The organism is Kribbella caucasensis (assembly GCF_004361855.1).
GTDB lineage: Bacteria > Actinomycetota > Actinomycetes > Propionibacteriales > Kribbellaceae > Kribbella > Kribbella caucasensis.
In genome coordinates, this window is the sequence record NZ_SNWQ01000035.1 from 25,214 (window position 1) to 44,571 (window position 19,358).

The 19,358-nt window shown below is 68.1% G+C and carries 15 protein-coding genes; 2 read left to right on the top strand and 13 right to left on the bottom strand.

Going from position 1 to position 19,358, the window contains the following annotated elements:
* The coding region (locus tag EV643_RS46230) for a hypothetical protein (protein ID WP_238166141.1) at positions 1-260 on the bottom strand (260 nt) is incomplete at its 3' end.
* A 75-nt stretch (positions 261-335) separates the two neighbouring features.
* On the opposite strand from EV643_RS46230, the gene EV643_RS40235 reads away from it, so the two are divergent.
* Positions 336-1,004 carry a response regulator transcription factor gene (locus tag EV643_RS40235; protein ID WP_133805494.1) on the top strand — a complete coding sequence of 223 codons (669 nt, stop codon included), beginning with the start codon at positions 336-338 and terminating at the stop codon, positions 1,002-1,004.
* 206 nt (positions 1,005-1,210) lie between these two features.
* Here EV643_RS40235 and EV643_RS40240 read toward each other — a convergent pair whose 3' ends face one another.
* From EV643_RS40240 to EV643_RS40295, 12 genes are all read right to left on the bottom strand, one after another.
* Entirely contained in the window at positions 1,211-2,560 is a 1,350-nt protein-coding gene (locus EV643_RS40240) for an IS110 family RNA-guided transposase (RefSeq protein ID WP_202869981.1), read from the bottom strand.
* Between the two features lie 295 nt (positions 2,561-2,855).
* The gene (locus EV643_RS40245; protein ID WP_133805495.1) at positions 2,856-6,098 is read right to left on the bottom strand and encodes a family 78 glycoside hydrolase catalytic domain; all 3,243 of its coding nucleotides are present in this window, start codon (positions 6,096-6,098) and stop codon (positions 2,856-2,858) included.
* A 143-nt stretch (positions 6,099-6,241) separates the two neighbouring features.
* Positions 6,242-6,547, bottom strand: a complete 306-nt coding sequence (locus tag EV643_RS40250) for a helix-turn-helix domain-containing protein (protein ID WP_133805496.1) — start codon at positions 6,545-6,547, stop codon at positions 6,242-6,244.
* Between the two features lie 5 nt (positions 6,548-6,552).
* Positions 6,553-8,061 carry a rhamnulokinase gene (locus tag EV643_RS40255; protein ID WP_202869982.1) on the bottom strand — a complete coding sequence of 503 codons (1,509 nt, stop codon included), beginning with the start codon at positions 8,059-8,061 and terminating at the stop codon, positions 6,553-6,555.
* 44 nt (positions 8,062-8,105) lie between these two features.
* Entirely contained in the window at positions 8,106-9,569 is a 1,464-nt protein-coding gene (locus EV643_RS40260) for an L-fucose/L-arabinose isomerase family protein (RefSeq protein WP_133805497.1), read from the bottom strand.
* A 50-nt stretch (positions 9,570-9,619) separates the two neighbouring features.
* Positions 9,620-11,662, bottom strand: coding sequence for a bifunctional aldolase/short-chain dehydrogenase (locus tag EV643_RS40265; RefSeq protein ID WP_238166142.1), 2,043 nt, complete (start codon positions 11,660-11,662; stop codon positions 9,620-9,622).
* A 5-nt stretch (positions 11,663-11,667) separates the two neighbouring features.
* A complete protein-coding gene (gene rhaI, locus EV643_RS40270; RefSeq protein WP_133805499.1) occupies positions 11,668-12,831 on the bottom strand; it encodes an L-rhamnose isomerase in 1,164 nt (387 codons plus the stop codon).
* A gap of 3 nt (positions 12,832-12,834) precedes the next feature.
* Complete coding sequence (locus EV643_RS40275) at positions 12,835-13,182, bottom strand: L-rhamnose mutarotase (RefSeq protein ID WP_133805500.1); 348 nt, start codon at positions 13,180-13,182, stop codon at positions 12,835-12,837.
* 16 nt (positions 13,183-13,198) lie between these two features.
* The gene (rhaS, locus tag EV643_RS40280; protein WP_133805501.1) at positions 13,199-14,290 is read right to left on the bottom strand and encodes a rhamnose ABC transporter substrate-binding protein; all 1,092 of its coding nucleotides are present in this window, start codon (positions 14,288-14,290) and stop codon (positions 13,199-13,201) included.
* A gap of 2 nt (positions 14,291-14,292) precedes the next feature.
* A complete protein-coding gene (locus EV643_RS40285; protein ID WP_133805502.1) occupies positions 14,293-15,336 on the bottom strand; it encodes an ABC transporter permease in 1,044 nt (347 codons plus the stop codon).
* Complete coding sequence (locus EV643_RS40290) at positions 15,326-16,351, bottom strand: ABC transporter permease (protein ID WP_133805503.1); 1,026 nt, start codon at positions 16,349-16,351, stop codon at positions 15,326-15,328. The genes EV643_RS40285 and EV643_RS40290 overlap by 11 nt, the downstream gene beginning before the upstream one ends.
* Complete coding sequence (locus EV643_RS40295; RefSeq protein ID WP_133805504.1) at positions 16,348-17,853, bottom strand: sugar ABC transporter ATP-binding protein; 1,506 nt, start codon at positions 17,851-17,853, stop codon at positions 16,348-16,350. Before EV643_RS40295 ends, EV643_RS40290 begins: the two co-directional genes overlap by 4 nt.
* A gap of 385 nt (positions 17,854-18,238) precedes the next feature.
* Here EV643_RS40295 and EV643_RS40300 point away from each other — a divergent pair, with 385 nt between their 5' ends.
* Positions 18,239-19,246 carry a LacI family DNA-binding transcriptional regulator gene (locus EV643_RS40300; RefSeq protein WP_133805505.1) on the top strand — a complete coding sequence of 336 codons (1,008 nt, stop codon included), beginning with the start codon at positions 18,239-18,241 and terminating at the stop codon, positions 19,244-19,246.
* The last annotated feature ends 112 nt before the right edge of the window (positions 19,247-19,358 follow it).

Sequence of the window (19,358 nt, forward strand, 5' to 3'; positions counted from 1 at the left end):
GGTGCCCCGGTTGCCGACGTGGTGAACCGGAACCCGACCGGTGCCCCGGTTGCCGACGTGGTGAACCGGAACCCGACCGGTGCCCCGGTTGCCGACGTGGTGAACCGGAACCCGACCGGTGCCCCGGTTGCCGATGCGGTGAACCGGAACCCGACCGGTGCCCCGGTTGCCGACGTGGTGAACCGGAACCCGACCGGCGCGGAATTTGAGTGGTTAACCCCCGAGATTGGGGGTTGCCCACCGAGATTCTCAGGGGGCAACCCCCAACCTGAGAGGCCAACCCCTCAAATTCCGCGATGGTGGGCGGCGGCGCGAACTGCTGAGGAGGTGGGTCGGTGAACCGGATCCTGATTGCCGAGGACGAGGAGCGGATCGCGTCGTTCGTGGAGCGCGGTCTGCGGAGCAACGGGTTCGTGACGACGGTGGTCGGTGACGGCGAGAACGCTTACCAGGAAGGCGTCAGTGGCTCGTACGACCTGATGGTGCTCGACATCGGCTTGCCGCGGATGGACGGGTTCACCGTGCTGCGCCGGTTGCGGGAGGCGCGGGTGACGATGCCGGTGGTGATCCTGACCGCGCGGGACAGCGTGCGCGACACAGTCGCCGGGCTGGAGGGCGGCGCGGACGACTACATTGCGAAGCCGTTCGCGTTCGAGGAACTGCTCGCGCGGGTGCGGTTGCGGCTGCGCAGCGACGGTTCGGGGACGGCCGACGCGAACATCCTGCAGGTCGGCGACATGAGCCTCGATCTACGGACCCGCCGCGCGTCGGTGGACGGGCGGACGGTTGAGCTCACCGCGCGGGAGTTCTTGCTGGCCGAGGTCTTTTGCCGGCATCCGGACCAGGTGCTGTCACGCGAGCAATTGTTGTCCCAGGTCTGGGGTTTCGACTTCGACCCCGGCTCGAACGTGGTCGACGTCTACATCCGCTACCTCCGCCGCAAACTGGGTGCCGACCGCATCCAAACCGTCCGAGGCATGGGCTATCGCCTCCGCACAGGCTGACCTCCGTCCTTTCGCCCTCCCCTCCCCTCGCCCTCTCTCCACCTCGTCCTCCCCTCCACCTCGCCCCTTCCCGTGACGTCCGAATTTCAGGGGTCAACCCCTCAGGTTTGGTGTTGCCCACCGAGATTCTGACCGGAAAATAGCGACCTGGGCTGGGCATGGCGGGATGGCCTCGCGTGTGGGGAGGCTGGGGAGGGGGTGTGCGGTCAGGTGGTGGTGGCGAGGGTTACCTGGAAGCCGAGGGCTTGGAGTTGGCGGACGTGGTTGCGGACTCTGCGGTTTTTGTCGATGCGGCTGTCGTAGTAGTCGCGGCCGAGGTCGTGGTAGCGGGTGTGGGGGTTGGTGAGGAGCTGCCAGATGATGACGAGGATGGAGCGGGCGACGGCGACGAGGGCTTTGAGTTTGCCGCGGCGTTTCACCAGCCGCCGGTAGCGTTCGCCGAGGAAGGTGTCGGTTCTGGACGCCGCTGCGGCGGCTTCACCGAGAATGCTCTTGAGGTAGGGGTTGCCCTTGCCGGTCTGGCCGGATCGGCTCCTCGGCCCGGACTGGATGGTGCGGGGTGAGAGCTTGGCCCAGGAGACGAGGTGTTTCGAGGTGGGGAATTGGCGCATGTCCAGGCCGATCTCGGCGATGATCACCTGGGCCGCTTTGAGGTTGATGCCAGGGATCTCGGCAAGTCGCTGGGCTGCTGGGTAGTACCGCGATGCCTGGCACGGTGCAGGTCCGCTGCCGCCGGTTGTGTTGGTGGGTTCGAGGGGGTCGGGGAGGGTGGTGATGAGTTGGTCGAGCCGCGCGGTGATCCGGTCGATCTGTGCCTGAAGGGTGTCGACCTGGTCGAGCAGCATCCGGGCGATCTCGGCATGGTGGTCGTCGAACCGGCCGGTCAGGGCCTCGATCAGCGCGGCCTGTTTGACCCGCAGTTTCCCCCTCGCCAGGTCGGCCAGCTGGTGGGGGTCGCGGTGGCCGGCGATCAGCGCCTCGAGCATGGCCCGCCCGGAGACACCGAAGATGTCCGAAGCCACCGTGGACAGTTTGATCAGCGCGTCCTCGAGCAGCTTCTCGAGTCGCTGCTTGTGCCGGGTCCGTTCCGCGACCAGATCCGACCGCAGCCGGGTGTAGTCGCGCAACTCCCGGATCTGGGCGGGTGGCACGAACGAGGGCCGCAGCATCCCGCGCTCGTTCAGCTTGGCCAGCCAGACCGCGTCGATCTTGTCGGTCTTGGGCCGGCCCGGGACGTTCTTGACCTCGCGGGCGTTCACCAGCCACACCGTCAGCCCGGCAGCGCGGAGCAGATACACGAACGGCCGCCAGTAGTCCGAGGTCGACTCCACCACCACCCGTTCGACACCCTCGACCAGCAGATGGTCACCAAGCTCGATGATCGCGTTCGTGGTGGCCGACACCTCCCACACCGCGGTCACCCGCCGGCCCCGGTGGTCTGGATCAGGCAGCCGGGTGCACACCTTGCCCATCGCCTTGGCCACATCGATCGCAGCGACCCGATCAACCCGCTCCTCATCCTCGGCATCAAGGACTACCGGTTCTGTCCTCACCACGACCAGCCTCCTCACCCGCAATGACACCGTTCGGCGGGATGCCCGGGGGCCTCGGTCGGGAACCGAAATTCTGACCGGCGTGCTCGAAGCAACAATGCATGACCCATCAGGTCGGGCCCCGGCGCCAGACTGAGGGACGGTCTCCTACGACCAAGAATCAACCGGCGTCCACGGGCACCCCGACCCCATTTTCACGGCCGCAAGACGTCACCACCAGTGCCATCACGACTGAGGGGGCAACCCCCAACGTGAGGGGTTGACCCCTGAAATTTTCGGGCGATGGGCGGGCGGTGGGTCAGCGGGTGTGGAAGTGGTAGGTGCCGGAGGCAACCGTGAAAGTGGTGGCTCCGTTGGTCGCGGCTCCGTTGGCGGTGGCTCCGTTGGTGGTGGCTCCGTTGGTGGTGGCTCCGTTGGTGGTGGCTCCGTTGGCGGTGGTGAGGTCGGCGGATTGGATGGGGTTGCCATTTTCGGTGATCGAGGCTGGGTTGGTGGCTGGTAGGCGGATCGTTGCCGTGGTGTTCGGTGGGATCTCGACGTCGAGGGTGAAGCCGTCGGCCGACGACTTCCACTTGGCGGCGACCTCGCCGTACGGGGTCTCGTGGCGGTAGTCGGAAGTGGTGATGCCGTTTCCGGGGGTGGGCGCGATCAGGATCTTGCGGTAGCCGGGTTCGGCCGCGGAGACGCCGGCGAGGGTGCGGTACATCCACTCGCCGACCGCGCCGTACGCGTAGTGGTTGAACGAGTTCATCCCTACGTCGTTGAAGGTGCCGTCCGGCTTGATCGAGTTCCACCGCTCCCAGATCGTCGTCGCACCCTTGCCGATCTCGTATCCCCAGGACGGGTACGACGTGTTCTGCAGCAACCGGTACGCCAGGTCGGACCGGCCGATCTTGGTCAGCACCGGCAGCAACCCGTCGACTCCGAGGAAACCGGTCGCCAGGTGGGTCCCGCGGCGCAGAATCGTGTCGGCGAAGTGGTTGCCTGCAGCTACGACCTGGTCGGCCGGGATCAGGTCGGAGGTGAAGGCGAGGATGTACCCGGTCTGGCTGTCCGTCCCGACCTTGCCGTCGGCGGCCACGAATCGCGCGGCGAACGCGGACCTCACGTCCTCGTACAGCTGCTGGTACTTCGCGGCGTCGGCGGCGTTCCCGATCGCGGCCGCCATCTGGCTGAGCTGGCGAGCCCCCTTCGCGACGAACGAGGTCCCGATCAGCTCGCCCGGAGTCGGGTCGTCCAGGTTGAGCCAGTCGCCGTAGTCGCCGCCGCCGCGGATCAGACCGTTCGAGGTGGCGACGAGGTAGTCGACGTACCGGGTCATCGCACTGTAGTTCTCCCGGATCACCGACGTGTCGCCGTACGCCTGCCAGAGGGTCCACGGCACGTTCACCCCGGCGTCGGCCCAACCCGCGTTGCCCATTCCGCCGTCGAATGCGTTCGGCACGGTCGGGGCGACGCTCGGGAACGCGCCGTCCGCCCGCTGCGCATCGCGGAGATCCCGGAGCCACTTGGTCAGGAACGGCTGGGAGTCGAGGTTGTAGACGGCGGTCCGGGCGAACACGTTGATGTCACCGGTCCACCCCATCCGCTCGTCCCGGGCCGGGGTGTCGGTCGGGATGGAGAGGAAGTTGCCGCGCTGGCCCCAGACGATGTTGCTGTGCAACTGGTTGACGAGCGCCGAGTTGGTCCGGAACTCGCTCACCCGTTGGCCGTCCGTGCCCATCACCACTCCGACGATCGCGCTCGCCGGTGGTGCGGCCGGCAGACCCGTCACCTCGACGTACCGGAACCCGTGGAAGGTGAACCTGGGCCGATACGTCTCGATCTGGTCGGTGGCGAACGTGTAGTGGTCGGTCGCCTTCGCCGAACGGAGGTTGTCGGTGTAGAGGGTGCCGTCCGGGTTCAGCACCTCGCCGTACCGGATCTTCACGGACTGTCCGGGTGTCCCGCGGAGCGTCAGCCGAGCAACGCCGACCATGTTCTGGCCGAGGTCGTAGAGGTAGACGCCTGGTGTCGGTGACGGGATCGCGCGCGCCTTGAGCTCTTGGGTGACTCGAACCGGTTGATCCGGTTGCGGGACGAGCTGGGCGGTCGCGCTGGGTTTGAGTTGTACTGCGGTCCACTCGGTCGGCGTACGGCGTGCGTCGTGGCTCTCGCCGTTGAGTAGATCGGCCGTCCGTACTGCGCCCGGCGCGGTCTGCCAGGTGCCATCGGTGGCGAAGACGTCGGTGCTGCCGTCGGTGTAGGTGACTCGGAGTTGCGCGATGAAGGCGGTGTCATTGCCGTACTTGGCGGAGCCGAACATCGCCAGGTTGCCCGAGTACCAGCCGGGAGCGACCTCCGCGTTGAAGGTGTTCTGGCCTGGTTTCAGCTGGTTGGTGACGTCGTAGGTCTGCGACTGGATCCGCTGCCGATAGTCGGTCCAGCCGGGCGCGAGTTCGTGGTCGCCGACCTCTTTGCCGTTGAGGTTGAGCTCGTAGATGCCTTGCGCGGCGGCGTGGATCCTGGCCTTGGCGACCTTCTTGGCCGTGGGCAACGAGATCGCCTTGCGGAAGACCGGGATCGGCTTGCCGGGCAGCCAGAGGTCGGTGTTGCCCTTGACCTGCAGACCGCCCTGGGGAAGGACGGTCCCATCGGGGAAGGTCTGGTCGCCGGTCGGGAAGGTGGTGTCGACCAGGGTCTGGTTCGCCGAGTTGACCACCTTGAGGCTGTGAACGACGCCCTCCTCGACGCCGTTGGTCCGGAAGCCGACGATGCCCGGCGCGTCGTGGTCCGACCGCTCCCGCTGGTCCACCTGGTTGTCGTCGAGCCAGGTGGTGATGGTCCGGCCGGCGACCGTGATCCGCAGGTGGTGCCGCTGGGTGAGGTCGACGCCAATGAGCGGGATCTCGGCGAGGACGATGTAGCCGCCGCCGGGTTGGCGGACATGTGGCCTCAGCTTGGGGTCGCTCACCTGGTTCAGTTGCCACATGTAGCCGATTCCGCCGCGGCCGCGGAAGAAGACTCCGAAGGCTTCCTTGGTGACCGTCACGTCGAGGTCGATCGTGTAGTCGGTCCACTCCGGGCCGGGCTGGTTGTCGGCGCCGATCCAGTCGCCCGTCCAGTCCGACGGCTGGAGGGCGCCGGTCTCGAACGTGGCTGGTTGGGACCAGGCGGAGGTAGTACCGGTTTCGTCCCAGACGCGGACGGACCAGTAGTACGTCGTGTAGGCGGTGAGCGCGGGTCCGCCGTACGGGACCTCGATCGAGCGGTCATCACGGACGACACCGCTGTCCCAGACGTCGGGGCGGGCGAGCTTGGCCGGTGCGGTGGCGACGTGGATCTCGTACCTGGTCTGTTTGATGCCTCGGCGGGTGCCGTCGAGCTGCCAGCTGAGTTTGGGTTGGGTGCCGGGGATGCCAAGGGGGTCGATGAGGTTGTTCGTCCTGAGGTTCTGCACTGTGGTGTTGCGGTGGGTTGGTGGTGTGGCGGTTGCGGGGGCCAATGGGGTCAGGAGCAGGACGGCTGTCACCAGGCAGCCGACACGTGAGCGGAGCGACATCGGGGCGGACTCCTCGCAGAGATGGGATCTACCGGAGGTGCGCGAAGCAGGGGATGCGCAACGTCAGTTTTGTTGGTGGGCGGAAAGGTCAGCGCAGGCCGCAGTAGTCCTGCTGGTTGTCGGGATCGCGAATTGGCCGACGGTCAGAGCAGGCCGCGGTGGGCTGCCCAGACGATGGCTTCGATGGCGGTGCCGAAGCCCAGGCGGTCGCAGGCCGCGCGGGTTCGGCGGCGGACGGTTCGCTCGGACAAGCCGAGGCGGCGGGCGACCCCGTCCATCGGCAGACCGGTGGCGAGCAGGCGGAGCAGCTGCAGGTCGTCGTGGCCGATCTCGCGCTGCAGCCCGACGTTGCCTGAACGGGGCCCACCCCCAGGCCGCAACGGCACGACCTCACCGTGGCGGGGGAGGACGTTGGGTTGGGGAGCTGTTTCATTGTGGAGGGCGGTCATTTGGATCACCTGGTTCCGAACACCCGGGACTCGGCGGCGTCCCAGTCGGCCGGCTTGCCCTGCGGCTCGTACCGCCGCAGTCGATGGGTGGTGCGGACCAGTGCGCGCATCGCGGCGAGGTCCGGCAGCGGTTCGCCCAGCGCCCGGGCTTGGACGAGCACGTTGCCCAGTGCGGAGGCCTCGACCGGCCCGGCGAGCACCGGCAGTCCACAGGCGTCAGCGGTCAGCTGGCAGAGCAACTCGTTCTGCGAACCGCCGCCGATCACGTGCACGACCTCGATCTCCCGCCCGGCCACGTCCTGCGCCTGCCGAAGCGTCCGCCGGTACGCCAGCGCGAGACTCTCCAGCACACACCGCACGTACGCCGCTCGACCGGCCGGCCGCTCCTGACCCGTCCGCGCGCAGAACTCCTCGATCCTGGCCGGCATGTTGCCCGGAGCAAGGAACACCGGATCGTCGGGATCGACCAGTACTGCGAACGCCGGTGCCGCGGCCGCCTCCTTCAGCAGCTGGACCAGGTCGTCGGTCGCCCAGACCCGCAGGCATTCCTGCAGGATCCACAGGCCCATCACGTTCTTCAGGAACCTGGTCCGGCCGTCGACGCCGCCCTCATTGGTGAAGTTCGCCTGCCGGGCTGCCTCGGTGAGCACCGGCGCGGGGAGCTCCAGGCCGACCAGCGACCAGGTCCCGGAGGAGATGTACGCGAACCGGTCGGACTCGGCGGCAGGCACCGCGACCACCGACGACGCCGTGTCGTGCGACCCGACCGCGATCACCGGCGTCGCGGGATCCAGCCCGAACTCCTCGGCAACCGCGGGCAGAATCGGCCCGATCACCTCCCCCGGCTCCCGAATCTCCGGCAACAGCCCCACCGGTACGCCGACCCGTCGGGCCAGCGCCTCGCTCCAGGTGCGGGACCGGACGTCGTACAGCTGAGTGGTCGACGCATTGGTCGCCTCGGCACCCGGTCGCCCGGTCAGCCAGTAGCCGAGGAGATCGGGAATCATCAGGAACGTTTTGACCTGCTCCAACGAGACTTCGGCGGCGAGTTGGTAGACGGTGTTGAACGGCAACTGCTGCAACCCGGTCACGGCGTACAACTCGTCGGCCGGGACGGTCCGCAGTACTTGCTCCATCACCCCATCGGTCCGCGCGTCGCGGTAGTGCACCGGGTTCCCGAGCAGTCGCCCGTCACTGTCCAGCAACCCGTAGTCGACCGCCCACGAGTCGATGCCGACACCATCCAGCCCCACGCCATCCGACGGTCGGCCCCGGGTCGGGCTATGGAGCGACGCACCCCGATCCTCCACCTGTAGCCGCGCAGCCTTGCCCAGCCCGATGAGCGTTTCGCGGTACAGGCTGAGGATGTCCCAGTACAAGGTGTTCCGCAGCCGTACCGGACCATTCCAGAAGCGATGCGCCTCGGTGAGCTCGAGCTTGCCGTCGCCCACCTGCCCGAGCATCACCCGCCCACTGGAGGCACCAAGATCCACAGCAGCCAGTCGAAGACTCACGGGCGAACTCCTCTCTCGGGCAAGCGGCTTGGTGGCTGTGGACGTCAGGTGGGGTTGACGACTTCGAGGTCCAGGTGGAGCAGGTCGGCGACGGCTCTCAGGTCGGCTGTGCGGTGACCGGTACCCAACGCCCAGTGATGTGCCACGCCGGAAGCGGACCAGGCGTCGGTCCATTCGCCGGGGTCGCAGCCGAAGTCGACGCGGCTCGTCGTGTTGCCGATCTGGAGGAGGGGTCCGGGGACGACGGTGCCCTCCGAGGCGATCAACTTGAAGGAGCCGTCCCGGAGCTGACCCAGGCCGAGCGCGGTGACGGGACCGTGAGTGACGTCGAACTCCACCGAGACACCCCAGCCCCGCTTGCCGTGGTAGACGCCGAGACCGCGGAGCAGCGGCTTGGCGGAGCTGATCGCGAGGTGGGCGGGACCGTCGTGGCCCATCTCGACCACGTTGTCGTGGAAGTTCAGCGCCTGCAGCTCGGTGAACGATCCACCGGCGCCGAGCCGGTCCATGACCAGCATCGCGAGCGAGGTGCGCAGCTCATACTCACCGGCGGCCGGCACACCCCTTGCCGTCAGCAACGAAGCGCCGAGGATCATGCCGGCGGCGACCCGTTCGTGGGCCTCGCCGTCGAGACCGCGGTGGTAGTAGGCGAGCGTGTCCAGCGCGAAGTCCTCGACCAGCCTGTCCAGCGCGACTGAGACCGTCGCGCCCCAGCGGAAGTCGTCCTCCACCACGGAGTCGTCCAGCGTGAAGATGTCCTGGGCGACCTTCATCCGCGCTTCGGTCTCCGCGGCTGTCACCTTCTCCACCCGGACCCGCAGATCGTCGATCTCCAGGATCTCGATGTGACCGCCGAGCTGCGCGGACACCAGCGTCGGGTCGGTGATCACGTCCATCATGCCCGGGTAGAGGTGACCGAGCAGTCCGTGCCGCCCGTGCCGGAACGCCGCCCGGACCCCTGCCGCCTTGAGCCAGCGCTCGATCCGGGCCCACGCCCGCTCGTCCTCGACGTACCCGGAGACCGAGCGGAAGTCGATCCCGCAGCGTTCGAAGGCGTTCGCCATCTCCGGCAGCGGACAGGCCCCGCAGTACGCAAGCCAGGCACCCGTGTCGAACGTGGCGTGATCCATCGACTCGGTCGGCTGCAGGTTCAGCAACAGCACGGGCGCACCACTGCGCTGAGCGACCGGGATCAGCATCGAGGCGGTCATGTACGTGGTGAGGAAGCCGACGATCAGGTCGCAGTCCGCCAGCCGCAACTTCTCCGCCGCAGCCGCGCCCTCCTGCGCGTCGGAGATGAAGCCGACGTCGACGACCTCGCAGTCCAGTGCGCTGAACCGCTCGGACACCCGGCGCGCCGACGCCTGCAACTGCGGCAGCAGATCGGGGAACTGCGGCCAGTACGCACCGAGCCCGCCGGCGACCAGACCGATCCTGGTCTTCCGCGGTTCCACTCGGGGCAGCAGCCCGTTCCCGTCGACCGAGCGACTCGGGTCAGTGCTCCACATGATCTACCTCCTCAGCACTTCGCACTTCGGCGGACTCAGCGCAGGCTTGTTCACCGTAGGAAGGCGGCCGCCACCCCGGCGTCGACGGGAACGTGCAGACCCGTCGTATGGGTCAGGTCGCCCGCCGTGAGAACGAACACGGCAGCCGCGACATGCTCAGGCAACACCTCGCGCTTGAGTAACGTCCGCTGCGCGTAGTACGCACCCAACTCGGACTCCGGTACGCCGTACACCGCGGCTCGTTTGGCACCCCATCCCTTGGCGAAGATGCCCGAGCCTCGAACGACGCCGTCTGGGTTCACGCCGTTCACCCGGATGCCGTGCTCACCGAGCTCGGCCGCGAGCAGCCTGACCTGATGGGCCTGGTCTGCCTTGGCGGCGCCGTACGCGACGTTGTTCGGGCCGGCGAACACCGCGTTCTTGCTGGAGATGTAGATGATGTCGCCGCCGATCGCCTGGTCGATCAGCACCTTCGCGGCGGACCGGGAGACCAGGAACGACCCCTTCGCCATCACATCGTGCTGGAGGTCCCAGTCCTTCTCGGTGGTCTCCAGCAACGGCTTCGAGATCGACAGGCCGGCGTTGTTCACCACGAGGTCGACACCACCGAACGCCAGCACGGCCTGCTCGAAGGCCTCGGCGACAGCCGCTTCGCTCGACACGTCCGCGCCGACCGCGACGGCCTTGTCCGCCGAGCCGATCTCCTTGGCGACGGCCTCTGCTGCTGCGGTGTCGAGATCGGCGACGACGACGCATGCGCCCTCGGCCGCCAGCCGCTGGGCGATCGCCTTGCCGATCCCCGAACCGCCGCCGGTCACGAACGCGACCCGGGTCGCCAGCGGCTTCGGTTTCGGCATCCGCTGCAGCTTGGCCTCTTCGAGCGCCCAGTACTCGATCCGGAACTTCTCGCTTTCGTCGATCGGCGCGTACGTCGAGACGGCCTCGGCTCCGCGCATCACGTTGATCGCGTTGACGTAGAACTCGCCGGCCACCCGCGCGGTCTGCTTGTCCTTGCCGAAGCTGAACATGCCGACACCCGGAACCAGCACGATCGCCGGATCGGCACCCCGCATCGGCGGGCTGTCCGGGCTCGCGTGCCGGTCGTAGTACGCCGCGTAGTCCTCGCGGTATTGCAGGTGCAGCTCCTTCAGCCGGATGACCGTGTCCTCCAGCGGAGCAGTCGGCGGCAGGTCGAGCACGAGCGGCCGCACCTTCGTCCGGAGGAAGTGGTCAGGGCAGGAGGTGCCGAGCGCGGCCAGCTCCGCCAGCCTCTCGCAGGCGAGGAACTCCAGCACCACGGCGTCGTCGTTGAAGTGGCCGATCTGCCGGTTGTCCGTGGACGCTAGCCCGCGGACCACCGGCGCCAGCGCGGCCGCCCGCTTCCGCCGCTCGTCGACAGGCAGTGGCTCGAATCCGGGCACGACCACACCGAACGGCTCGGCCTTGCCCTTCTCGGCGAGAAAGCGCTCAGCGGTCCGGATGATGTCGAGTGAGTTCTCCTCGCACTCGGCCGAGGTGTCCCCCCAGGCGGTGATGCCGTGACCGCCGAGGATGACCCCGATCGCCTGTGGGTTCTCCCGCTTCACCTTCGCGATGTCCAGACCGAGCTGGAACCCGGGCCGCCGCCACGGCACCCAGACCACGCGGTCGCCGAAGCACTCGACCGTCAGCTTCTCCCCGTCGGCCGCGGTCGCCAGCGCGATCCCGGAGTCCGGGTGCAGGTGGTCGACGTGGGGTGCGTCGACCAGGCCGTGCATGGCCGTGTCGATCGAAGGCGCGGCTCCGCCCTTGCCGTGCAGGCAGTAGTCGAACGCGGCGACCATCTCGTCCTCGCGGTCGACGCCCGGGTACACGTCGACGAGTGAGTTGAGCCGGTCGAGGCGTAGTACGGCCAGGCCCTTTTCGGTCAGCGTGCCGAGGTCGCCGCCGGAGCCCTTGACCCAGACCAGGTCGACCGGCTGCTGGGTGACCGGGTCGGTCGCGCTGCCCTTCGCGGAGGTGTTGCCGCCGGCGTAGTTGGTGTTGCGCGGGTCGGCACCCAGTCTGTTGCTTCGCGCAACGAGTTCGCCGGCGACGTTCGGGGTGTCGGTCACTTGTCTCATGCTCCCCATCCGGCCTGCTGGCCGTCGGCTCGGTCGTGTGCGATCTGCTCGAAGTAACCGCTGCGCTGGTACGCGGCGATCGGGTTGGGATCCAGCCCCTGCTCGGACCTCAGGTCGGCGAGCAAGGGCCGGACGTCGGTGTTGTAGGCATCCATCAACGCGGCGTTCGCGCCCAGCACATCGCCTTCCTGCTGGGCCTCGCGGAGCGCGTCGCGATCGACCAGCAGCGCCTTGGCGGTGGCCTCCTGGACGTTCATCACCGAGCGGATGATCGCCGGGATCTTCGGCTCGATGTTGTGGCACTGGTCGAGCATGAACGCGATCCCGCGGTCCGGGTCGAGCGCGTCGGCGCGGATGATCTCGTTCATGATCCGGAACAGCTGGAACGGATCCGCCGCCCCGACCATCAGGTCGTCGTCGGCGTAGAACCGGCTGTTGAAGTCGAACGCACCCAGCTTCCCGACCCGGAGCAGGAACGCGACGATGAACTCGATGTTCGTCCCCGGCGCGTGGTGCCCGGTGTCGATACAGACCGTTGCCTTCGGCCCTAACTCCAGGCAGTGCGCGTACGACGTCCCCCAGTCGGGCACGTCGGTGGTGTAGAAGGCCGGCTCGAACAGCTTGTACTCCAGCAGCATCCGCTGGTCGTCGCCGAGCCGGTCGTACACCTCCTTGAGCGCCTCGGCCAACCGGTCCTGCCGATCCCGGATGTCGTCCTGGCCGGGGTAGTTGGTGCCGTCGGAGAACCACAGCTTCAGGTCCCGGGAGCCGGTCGCGTCCATGATGTCGACGCACTCGAGCAGGTGGTCAGTCGCCTTCCGGCGGACCCGCGGATCGGGGTTGGTCACGCTGCCGAGCATGTAGTCGTTGTCCTGGAACACGTTGCTGTTGATCGCGCCGAGCCGGACGCCCTGTTCCTTCGCGTACGCCGCGAGCTTGGCGTAGTCGTCGACCTTGTCCCAGGGGATGTGCAGGGCGACGCTCGGCGCCACCCCGGTGAGCTTGTGCACCACGGCCGCGTCCGCGAGCTTCTCCTCCGGCGACCGCGGTACGCCGGGCTGAGGGAACACCTTGAACCGGGTGCCCGAGTTCCCGAAGGCCCAGGAGGGCAGCTCGATCTCCTGCCGGCGCAGGGCGTTCTTCACAGCTTCGGTCGTCATGGTTCAGTCCTCTGCGGGTGGGGTCAGGTGGAAGATCTCGCGGAGCAGCAGGAACGACTCGTCCGGTGGCCGGCCGTCTTCTGCGCCGTCTTGGCGGGTGAAGAACTCCGACATCTCGGCCTGCCAGCGGGCGTTCACCTCGGTGGCCGCCATCGCTTTCTGCGCCGCCTCCAGGTCGTCCGCCTCGACGTACCCGATCAGCAGACCGTCGTCGCGGAGAAAGAGCGAGTAGTTGTGCCAGCCGGAATCACGGAGTGCGGCCTGCATGTCGGGCCACACGTCGCGGTGCCGGTCGACGTACTCGTTCAGCCGGGCCGGCTTGACCTGGAGGCAGAAGCAGTAGCGGTTCACCGAAGTCCTCGCGAGATCAGAAGTCGAACTGGTCGATGTTGGCCGCGGTGAACTCGGTCGGCGGGCCGAGCACGATCTCGCCGTCCGCGCCGACGGTGTACTCACCGAGCTTGCCGGCCTTGAACTTCTCACCCTGCGCACCGGTGATCTGACCGGACTTCAGCGCGGCGCCGGCGTACGCGGCCAGGTAGCCGATGTCGGCCGGGTCCCATAGGGCGAACTTCTTCACCGTGCCGTCCTTGACGTACTGGCGCATCTGGTTCGGCAGGCCGAGACCGGTGATGGCGACCTTTCCCTTGTAGCTGGAGGCGCTGACGTACCGGGAGGCGGCGGCGATACCGACCGTGGTGGGCGAGACGATCACCTTGAGGTTCGGGTAGGACTGCAGCAGGCCCTGTGCCTCGGTGAAGGACTTCTGGTCGTCGTCATTGCCGTAGGCGATCTTGACCAGCTTCAGCTTCGCGTTCTCCGGCTTGGCCAGCTCGGTCTTCATCACCGCGATCCAGGAGTTCTGGTTGGTCGCGTTCGGCGTCGCGGACAGGATGGCGATCTCACCAGAACCGCCGGCCAGCTCGCTCGCCATCTTCACCAGGCTCTCGCCGATGCCCTGGGTGGTGGCCTGGTTGATGAACGCGTCCCGGCAGGTCTTGGCCGCGTCGGAGTCGAACGTGACCACCTTGATGTCGGCCTTGCGGGCCTGGTTCAGCGACGGGCAGACCGCGTTCGGGTCGTTCGCCGCGACCACGATCACGTCCTGTTGCTGCTGGATCAGGGTATTGATGTAGCTGACCTGGGAGGACGCGCTGGCGTCGTTCGGGCCGACCAGCTTGTACTCGCCCTTGATCTCCTCGACCGCGACCTTGCCGCCGCCCACTTCGACATCGGTGTACGGGTTGTTCAGCTGCTTCGGCAGGTAGGCGATCTTCAGGCCCTCCTTGAGCGGGGCGTTCGGATCGGCCGCGGCCGAACTCGACCCGGTCGGCGCCGCGGTGGCCTGATTCGCCGTGCTCTCCTTGGTGGTGCCACCGCCACAGGCGGTCAGCGCGAGCGACACGACGGCCACCGCGGACAGCGGTACCGCGAAGCGGCGCGAGATGCGGAAAGACATGGTCAGTGCCTTCTTTCTGGACGGGGCGTGGAGTCGGTGCGATGCCGGCGCCGCTGCAGACTGCCGCGGACGGCGTTCGCGAGGTTGGGAGCGAGCACGGAGACGATCAGCAGCACGCCGGTGACGACGTTGAGCGCCTCATTGGACACATCGGACAGGCGGAGCGCGTTCTGCAGTGAGGCCAGTAGGAGGACCCCCGCGATCACGCCGGGCAGTGCGCCCTTGCCGCCGAAGATGGAGACACCGCCGAGCAGGACGGCGGCGACCACCGCCAGCTCGAGGCCGGCGCCGTTGTCGGCCCGGGCGCTGGAGTACCGCAGGGTCCACAGCACCCCGGCGAGACCCGCCACCAGACCGCTGACGACGTACAGCCAGAACTTGAGCCGGCCGGGCCGGACACCGGCGAAGCGGGCGGCCTGCTCGCTCGCCCCGACCGCGAACACCGCGCGGCCGATCGGCGTCGCGTGCAGAGTCACGCCGAACACCGCCGCCAGCGCGACGATGATGATCAGCACGTTCGGGATCGAGGTGCCGCCGATACTGCCGGTGACCCAGTCGGTGTAGAGCGCCGGGAAGTCCGCGACCGCGCTGTCACCGAGGACGACGAAGGCCAGCCCGCGATAGAGCGCGAGCGTGCCGATCGTGACGGCCAGCGAGGGCAGCCCGAGCACGGTGACGAAGAACCCGTTGACCGCGCCGAGCACCGCGCCCAGCAACAGGCAGAGCGGGATGATCGTCTCGATCGGCTGGTTCGAGTTCCACAGGTAGCCCATCACCGCGCTGGACAGGCCGAGCGCGCTGGCCACCGACAGGTCGATCTCGCCGGTCACGATGACGAGCGTCATCGGTAGCGCGACCAAGGCGATCGGCAACAGGTCGAGGACCAGGAAGCCGAAGTTCTGCGACGTACCGAAGTTCTGCACGGTCGCGGCCGCGACGATCAGGACCACGACGGTGACGGCGATGATCGCCACGTTCCAGTTGGCGAACCGGCCGGCCAGACCGCTCGTCCGGTCGGCGCCGAGAGCTGTGCTGTCAGCTGACATGGGAGCCTCGCTTCTTCAGCCGCGCGGCGACCCGGGCCGCGACCAGCCGATCGGCGCCGATGGCGAGCAGGATCAGACCGCCGACGATCGCCTGCTGCCAGAACTGGTTGATCTCCAGCACCGCGAGCGCACTGCCGATCGTGGTCAGCAGCAGCGCGCCGAGGGCCGCGCCCCAAACCGTTCCGCTGCCGCCGAACACCGCCACCCCACCGACCACCACGGCAGCGACGACGTTCAGCTCGTACCCCGTCCCCGCGGCCGCGTCGATGGTGCCGAACCGGGCGGCGAACAACACGCCCGCGAGTCCGGCGAGGGCGCCGCTGACCAGGAACGCCCCGATCGCGCGACGCCCGACCGCGATCCCGGCGAGCTTGGCCGCCTGCGGGCTGGACCCCATCGCGTAGAGCTCACGGCCGACGCGGTAGTTGCGCAGGACGATCCCGGTGACGACCAGGACGAGGAGCGCGATCAGGACGAGGTACGGGATCCCCAGCAGGGTGGCGTTGCCGAACTCGAGGAATCCGGCCGGCAACTCGTCGGCGTTGATCTGCTGGCCGCCGGCCCAGAAGTAGGTGATGCCGCGGACGACATACAAGGTGCCGAGGGTGACGACGAGGGCGGGGACGTTCCCGTACCGAACCAATACGCCGTTGACGCTGCCGCAGATCGCGCCGACGGTGGCTCCGATCAGCAGCGCGAATACGACCGGCAGCCCGGGATTGTCACGCAGCAGTGTGCCGACGGTGAACGCGCTCAGGCCGAGCACCGATCCCACCGACAGGTCGATGTTCCGGGTGATCACGACCACGGCCTGGCCGACCGCCAGAACGGCCAGGATCGCGGTACCGAGCAGGATGTCGCGGATGCTCTGACCGGACAGGAATCGCGGGTTCGAGATCGCGGTCACCGCGACCAGCAGGGCGAGGGCGAGCACGATGCCCAGCTCACGGGCCCGCAGCACCAGGTCGAGGGACGACCTGCGCGCGGTCACCCCGGGCAGCCCGACGGCCGTCATACCGAGACCTCCTGACCCATCGCCGCGAACATCACCGACTCCTCGGTGGCCTTCGCCCGGTCCAGCTCGGCGACCAGCCGGCCCTCGCGCATCACCAGCACGCGATCGGCCATCCCAAGCACCTCGGGCAGCTCCGACGAGACCATCAGAACCGCCACACCTTCCGCTGCCAGGCTGGACATCAGCCGGTGCACCTCGGCCTTGGTCCCGACGTCGATCCCGCGGGTGGGCTCGTCGACGATCAGCAGCTTCGGCGCCATCGACAACCACTTGGCCAGCACGACCTTCTGCTGGTTGCCACCGGACAGCGTGCCGACCTCGTCACCGAGCCGCCCGTACTTCGTCCGCAGCCGGGCCGTCCACTCCCGGGCCGACCGCCGCTCGCTGCCGCCGGTGAGGAACCCGAGCCTGGACAGCGCGCGGGATCGCGGCAGCGTGACGTTGCGCTCGATCGAGAGGTCCATCACCAGGCCCTGCTGGCGACGGTCCTCGGGGACGAGTGCGACACCTGCTGCCATGGCGGCCCGAGGCGAGCCAGGTTTGAGAGTCCGGCCGCTGACCTTGACGGAGCCACCGTCGCGCGGGTCGACGCCGAAGATCGATTGGACCACTTCGGATCGGCCGGAGCCGACGAGTCCGGCCAGCGCGACGATCTCGCCGGCCCGGACTTCGAAGGAGATGTCGGCAAAGACGGGATCGCGGCTCAACCCTTCGACGGACAGCACCACCACGCCTGGAGTGACGTCCTGCTTGGGGAACAGCGCGCCCAGCTCGCGGCCGACCATCCGGCGAACCATCTCGTCGACAGTCACCTCGGCGACCAGATCAGTGGAGACGTGCCGGCCGTCGCGCATGATCGTGACCCGCTCGCACAATGCGGTGATCTCCTCGAACCGGTGCGAGATGAACACCAGCGCGGCCCCGTCGTCCCGCAGCGATCTCGCCACCGCGAACAGCCGCTCCACCTCGACGCCGGTCAGCGCCGCGGTCGGCTCGTCCATCACCACGACCCGGGCGTCGGCCGACAGCGCCTTGGCGATCTCGACCAACTGCTGGTCGGCGATCGACAACCCGCGGGCCGGCCGGTTCGGCTCGATCGACACGCCGAGCCGGGCGAACAACTGCTCCGCCCGCCGGGTCATCGCGGCCCGGTCGATGGTGTTGAAACGACCCAGTGGCTGGTGGCCCATCGCTATGTTCTCCGCGACGGTCAGATCCGGGAACAGGGCCGGCTCCTGATAGATCACCGCGATCCCGGCCGCCTTCGCGTCGGCGGGCGTCGTCAGCTCGACCGGGGTGCCGTCGAGCTCGATCGTGCCGTCGTCCGGACGGTGCACACCGGCCAGCATCTTCACGATGGTGGACTTGCCCGCCCCGTTCTCACCGACGAGGGCGTGCGCCTCACCGCCGTACAGGTCGAAGGAAACCTCCCGAACGGCAGCCACGGCACCGAACGACTTGGACACCTCACGGACGCACAGCACTGGAGTCTGTGTCGGCATGCCCACCTCCCCTCGTCGGGCCATACTGATTGCTGAAAGGTTTCAAGAAGATTGCACGAAAGTAATTGCGAGCGGCTTCGCGCGTCAAGTGCTTGGACGGAAGTCTGTGGACAACCACAGGTGAACCTTGCGGACAACCACAGGTAGGCCGGGTACGCTTCGTCCCGCTATCACGTTTCAAACCGGGGAGGCCCGCGTGGCACCACCAGGCGCAGCAGGACGCGCTGGTCGCATCCCCGATCCGGCCGAACAGCCCGGGTCGGCGGCCAGGCAGCCGCGAGCCAACGCTGGGCAGGCGCGAGGCTCGGCTGGGCAGAGTAGGGCGGTTGCCGGGCGGGTGGCAGTTGGGCGAGGTCGTGGCCGGCGGGCTCGCGTCGCGGCCGGTGTGAAGGATGTAGCGGCTGCGGCCGGGGTGTCGCTGGGGACGGTCTCCAACGTGCTCAACCGGCCCGAGATGGTGAGCCCGGCGACGCGGGCCAAGGTCGAGGCCGCGATGGAGTCGCTCGGCTTCGTCCGGAACGAGTCGGCCCGTCAATTGCGCGCCGGCAGCAGCCGGATCCTCGCGTACCTGATGCTCGACGCGGGCAACCCGTTCTTCACCGACGTCGCTCGCGGGGTCGAGGAGGCCGCGTCCGAGGCCGGTCTGTCCGTGTTCCTGTGCACGAGCAACGAGAACGCCGCCCGCGAGGCCGACTACCTGGACCTGCTCGAACAGCAACGCGTGCAAGGCGTCCTGATCACCCCGATCGACTCCGAATCGACCCGGCTGACCACTCTGCCGATGCGGGGTACGCCGGTCGTCCTGGTCGACCGTTCCATCGACGAATCACTGCACTGCTCGGTCGCGGTGGACGACGTACTCGGTGGTGAGGTCGCCCTCGCGCACCTGATCGAGCTCGGACACGAGCGGATCGCCTTCGTCGGCGGGCCGAACACGATCGGCCAGGTCACCGACCGCCTCCAGGGGGCCCGCCAGGCACTCGAGGACGCCGGACTCCCGGAGGGGAACCTGGTCGAGCTGACCACCCGAGCGTTGACGGTCGCGGAAGGCCGGGGCGCCGGGCAACGACTCGCCGGGCTGCCCGCCGACCGGCGTCCGACCGCGGCGTTCTGCGCGAACGACCTGCTGGCGCTCGGTTTGCTGCAGCAGTGCGTGAGCCTCGGCCTGCGGGTGCCGGAGGATCTCGCGATCGTCGGGTACGACGACATCGAGTTCGCCGCGGCAGCCGCGGTGCCGCTCACCTCGGTCCGGCAACCACGTCAGCTCCTCGGCCGGACCGCCGCGGAACTCCTCCTGGACGAATCCTCCAACCTCGATCACGTGCACCAACGAGTCACCTTCACCCCCGAGCTCGTCGTACGGACATCCACCCGCGGCAAGGCAGCCGGCTAGCCGCAGCCGCAGTACGGAACCTTCAACACCGTCCTGGGTCCGCGGACAGGTTGTCGACCTGTCCGAGGTCCCCGCTTCTTGTTCAAGGCACCCAGGGCGTCCGGGATGCGGG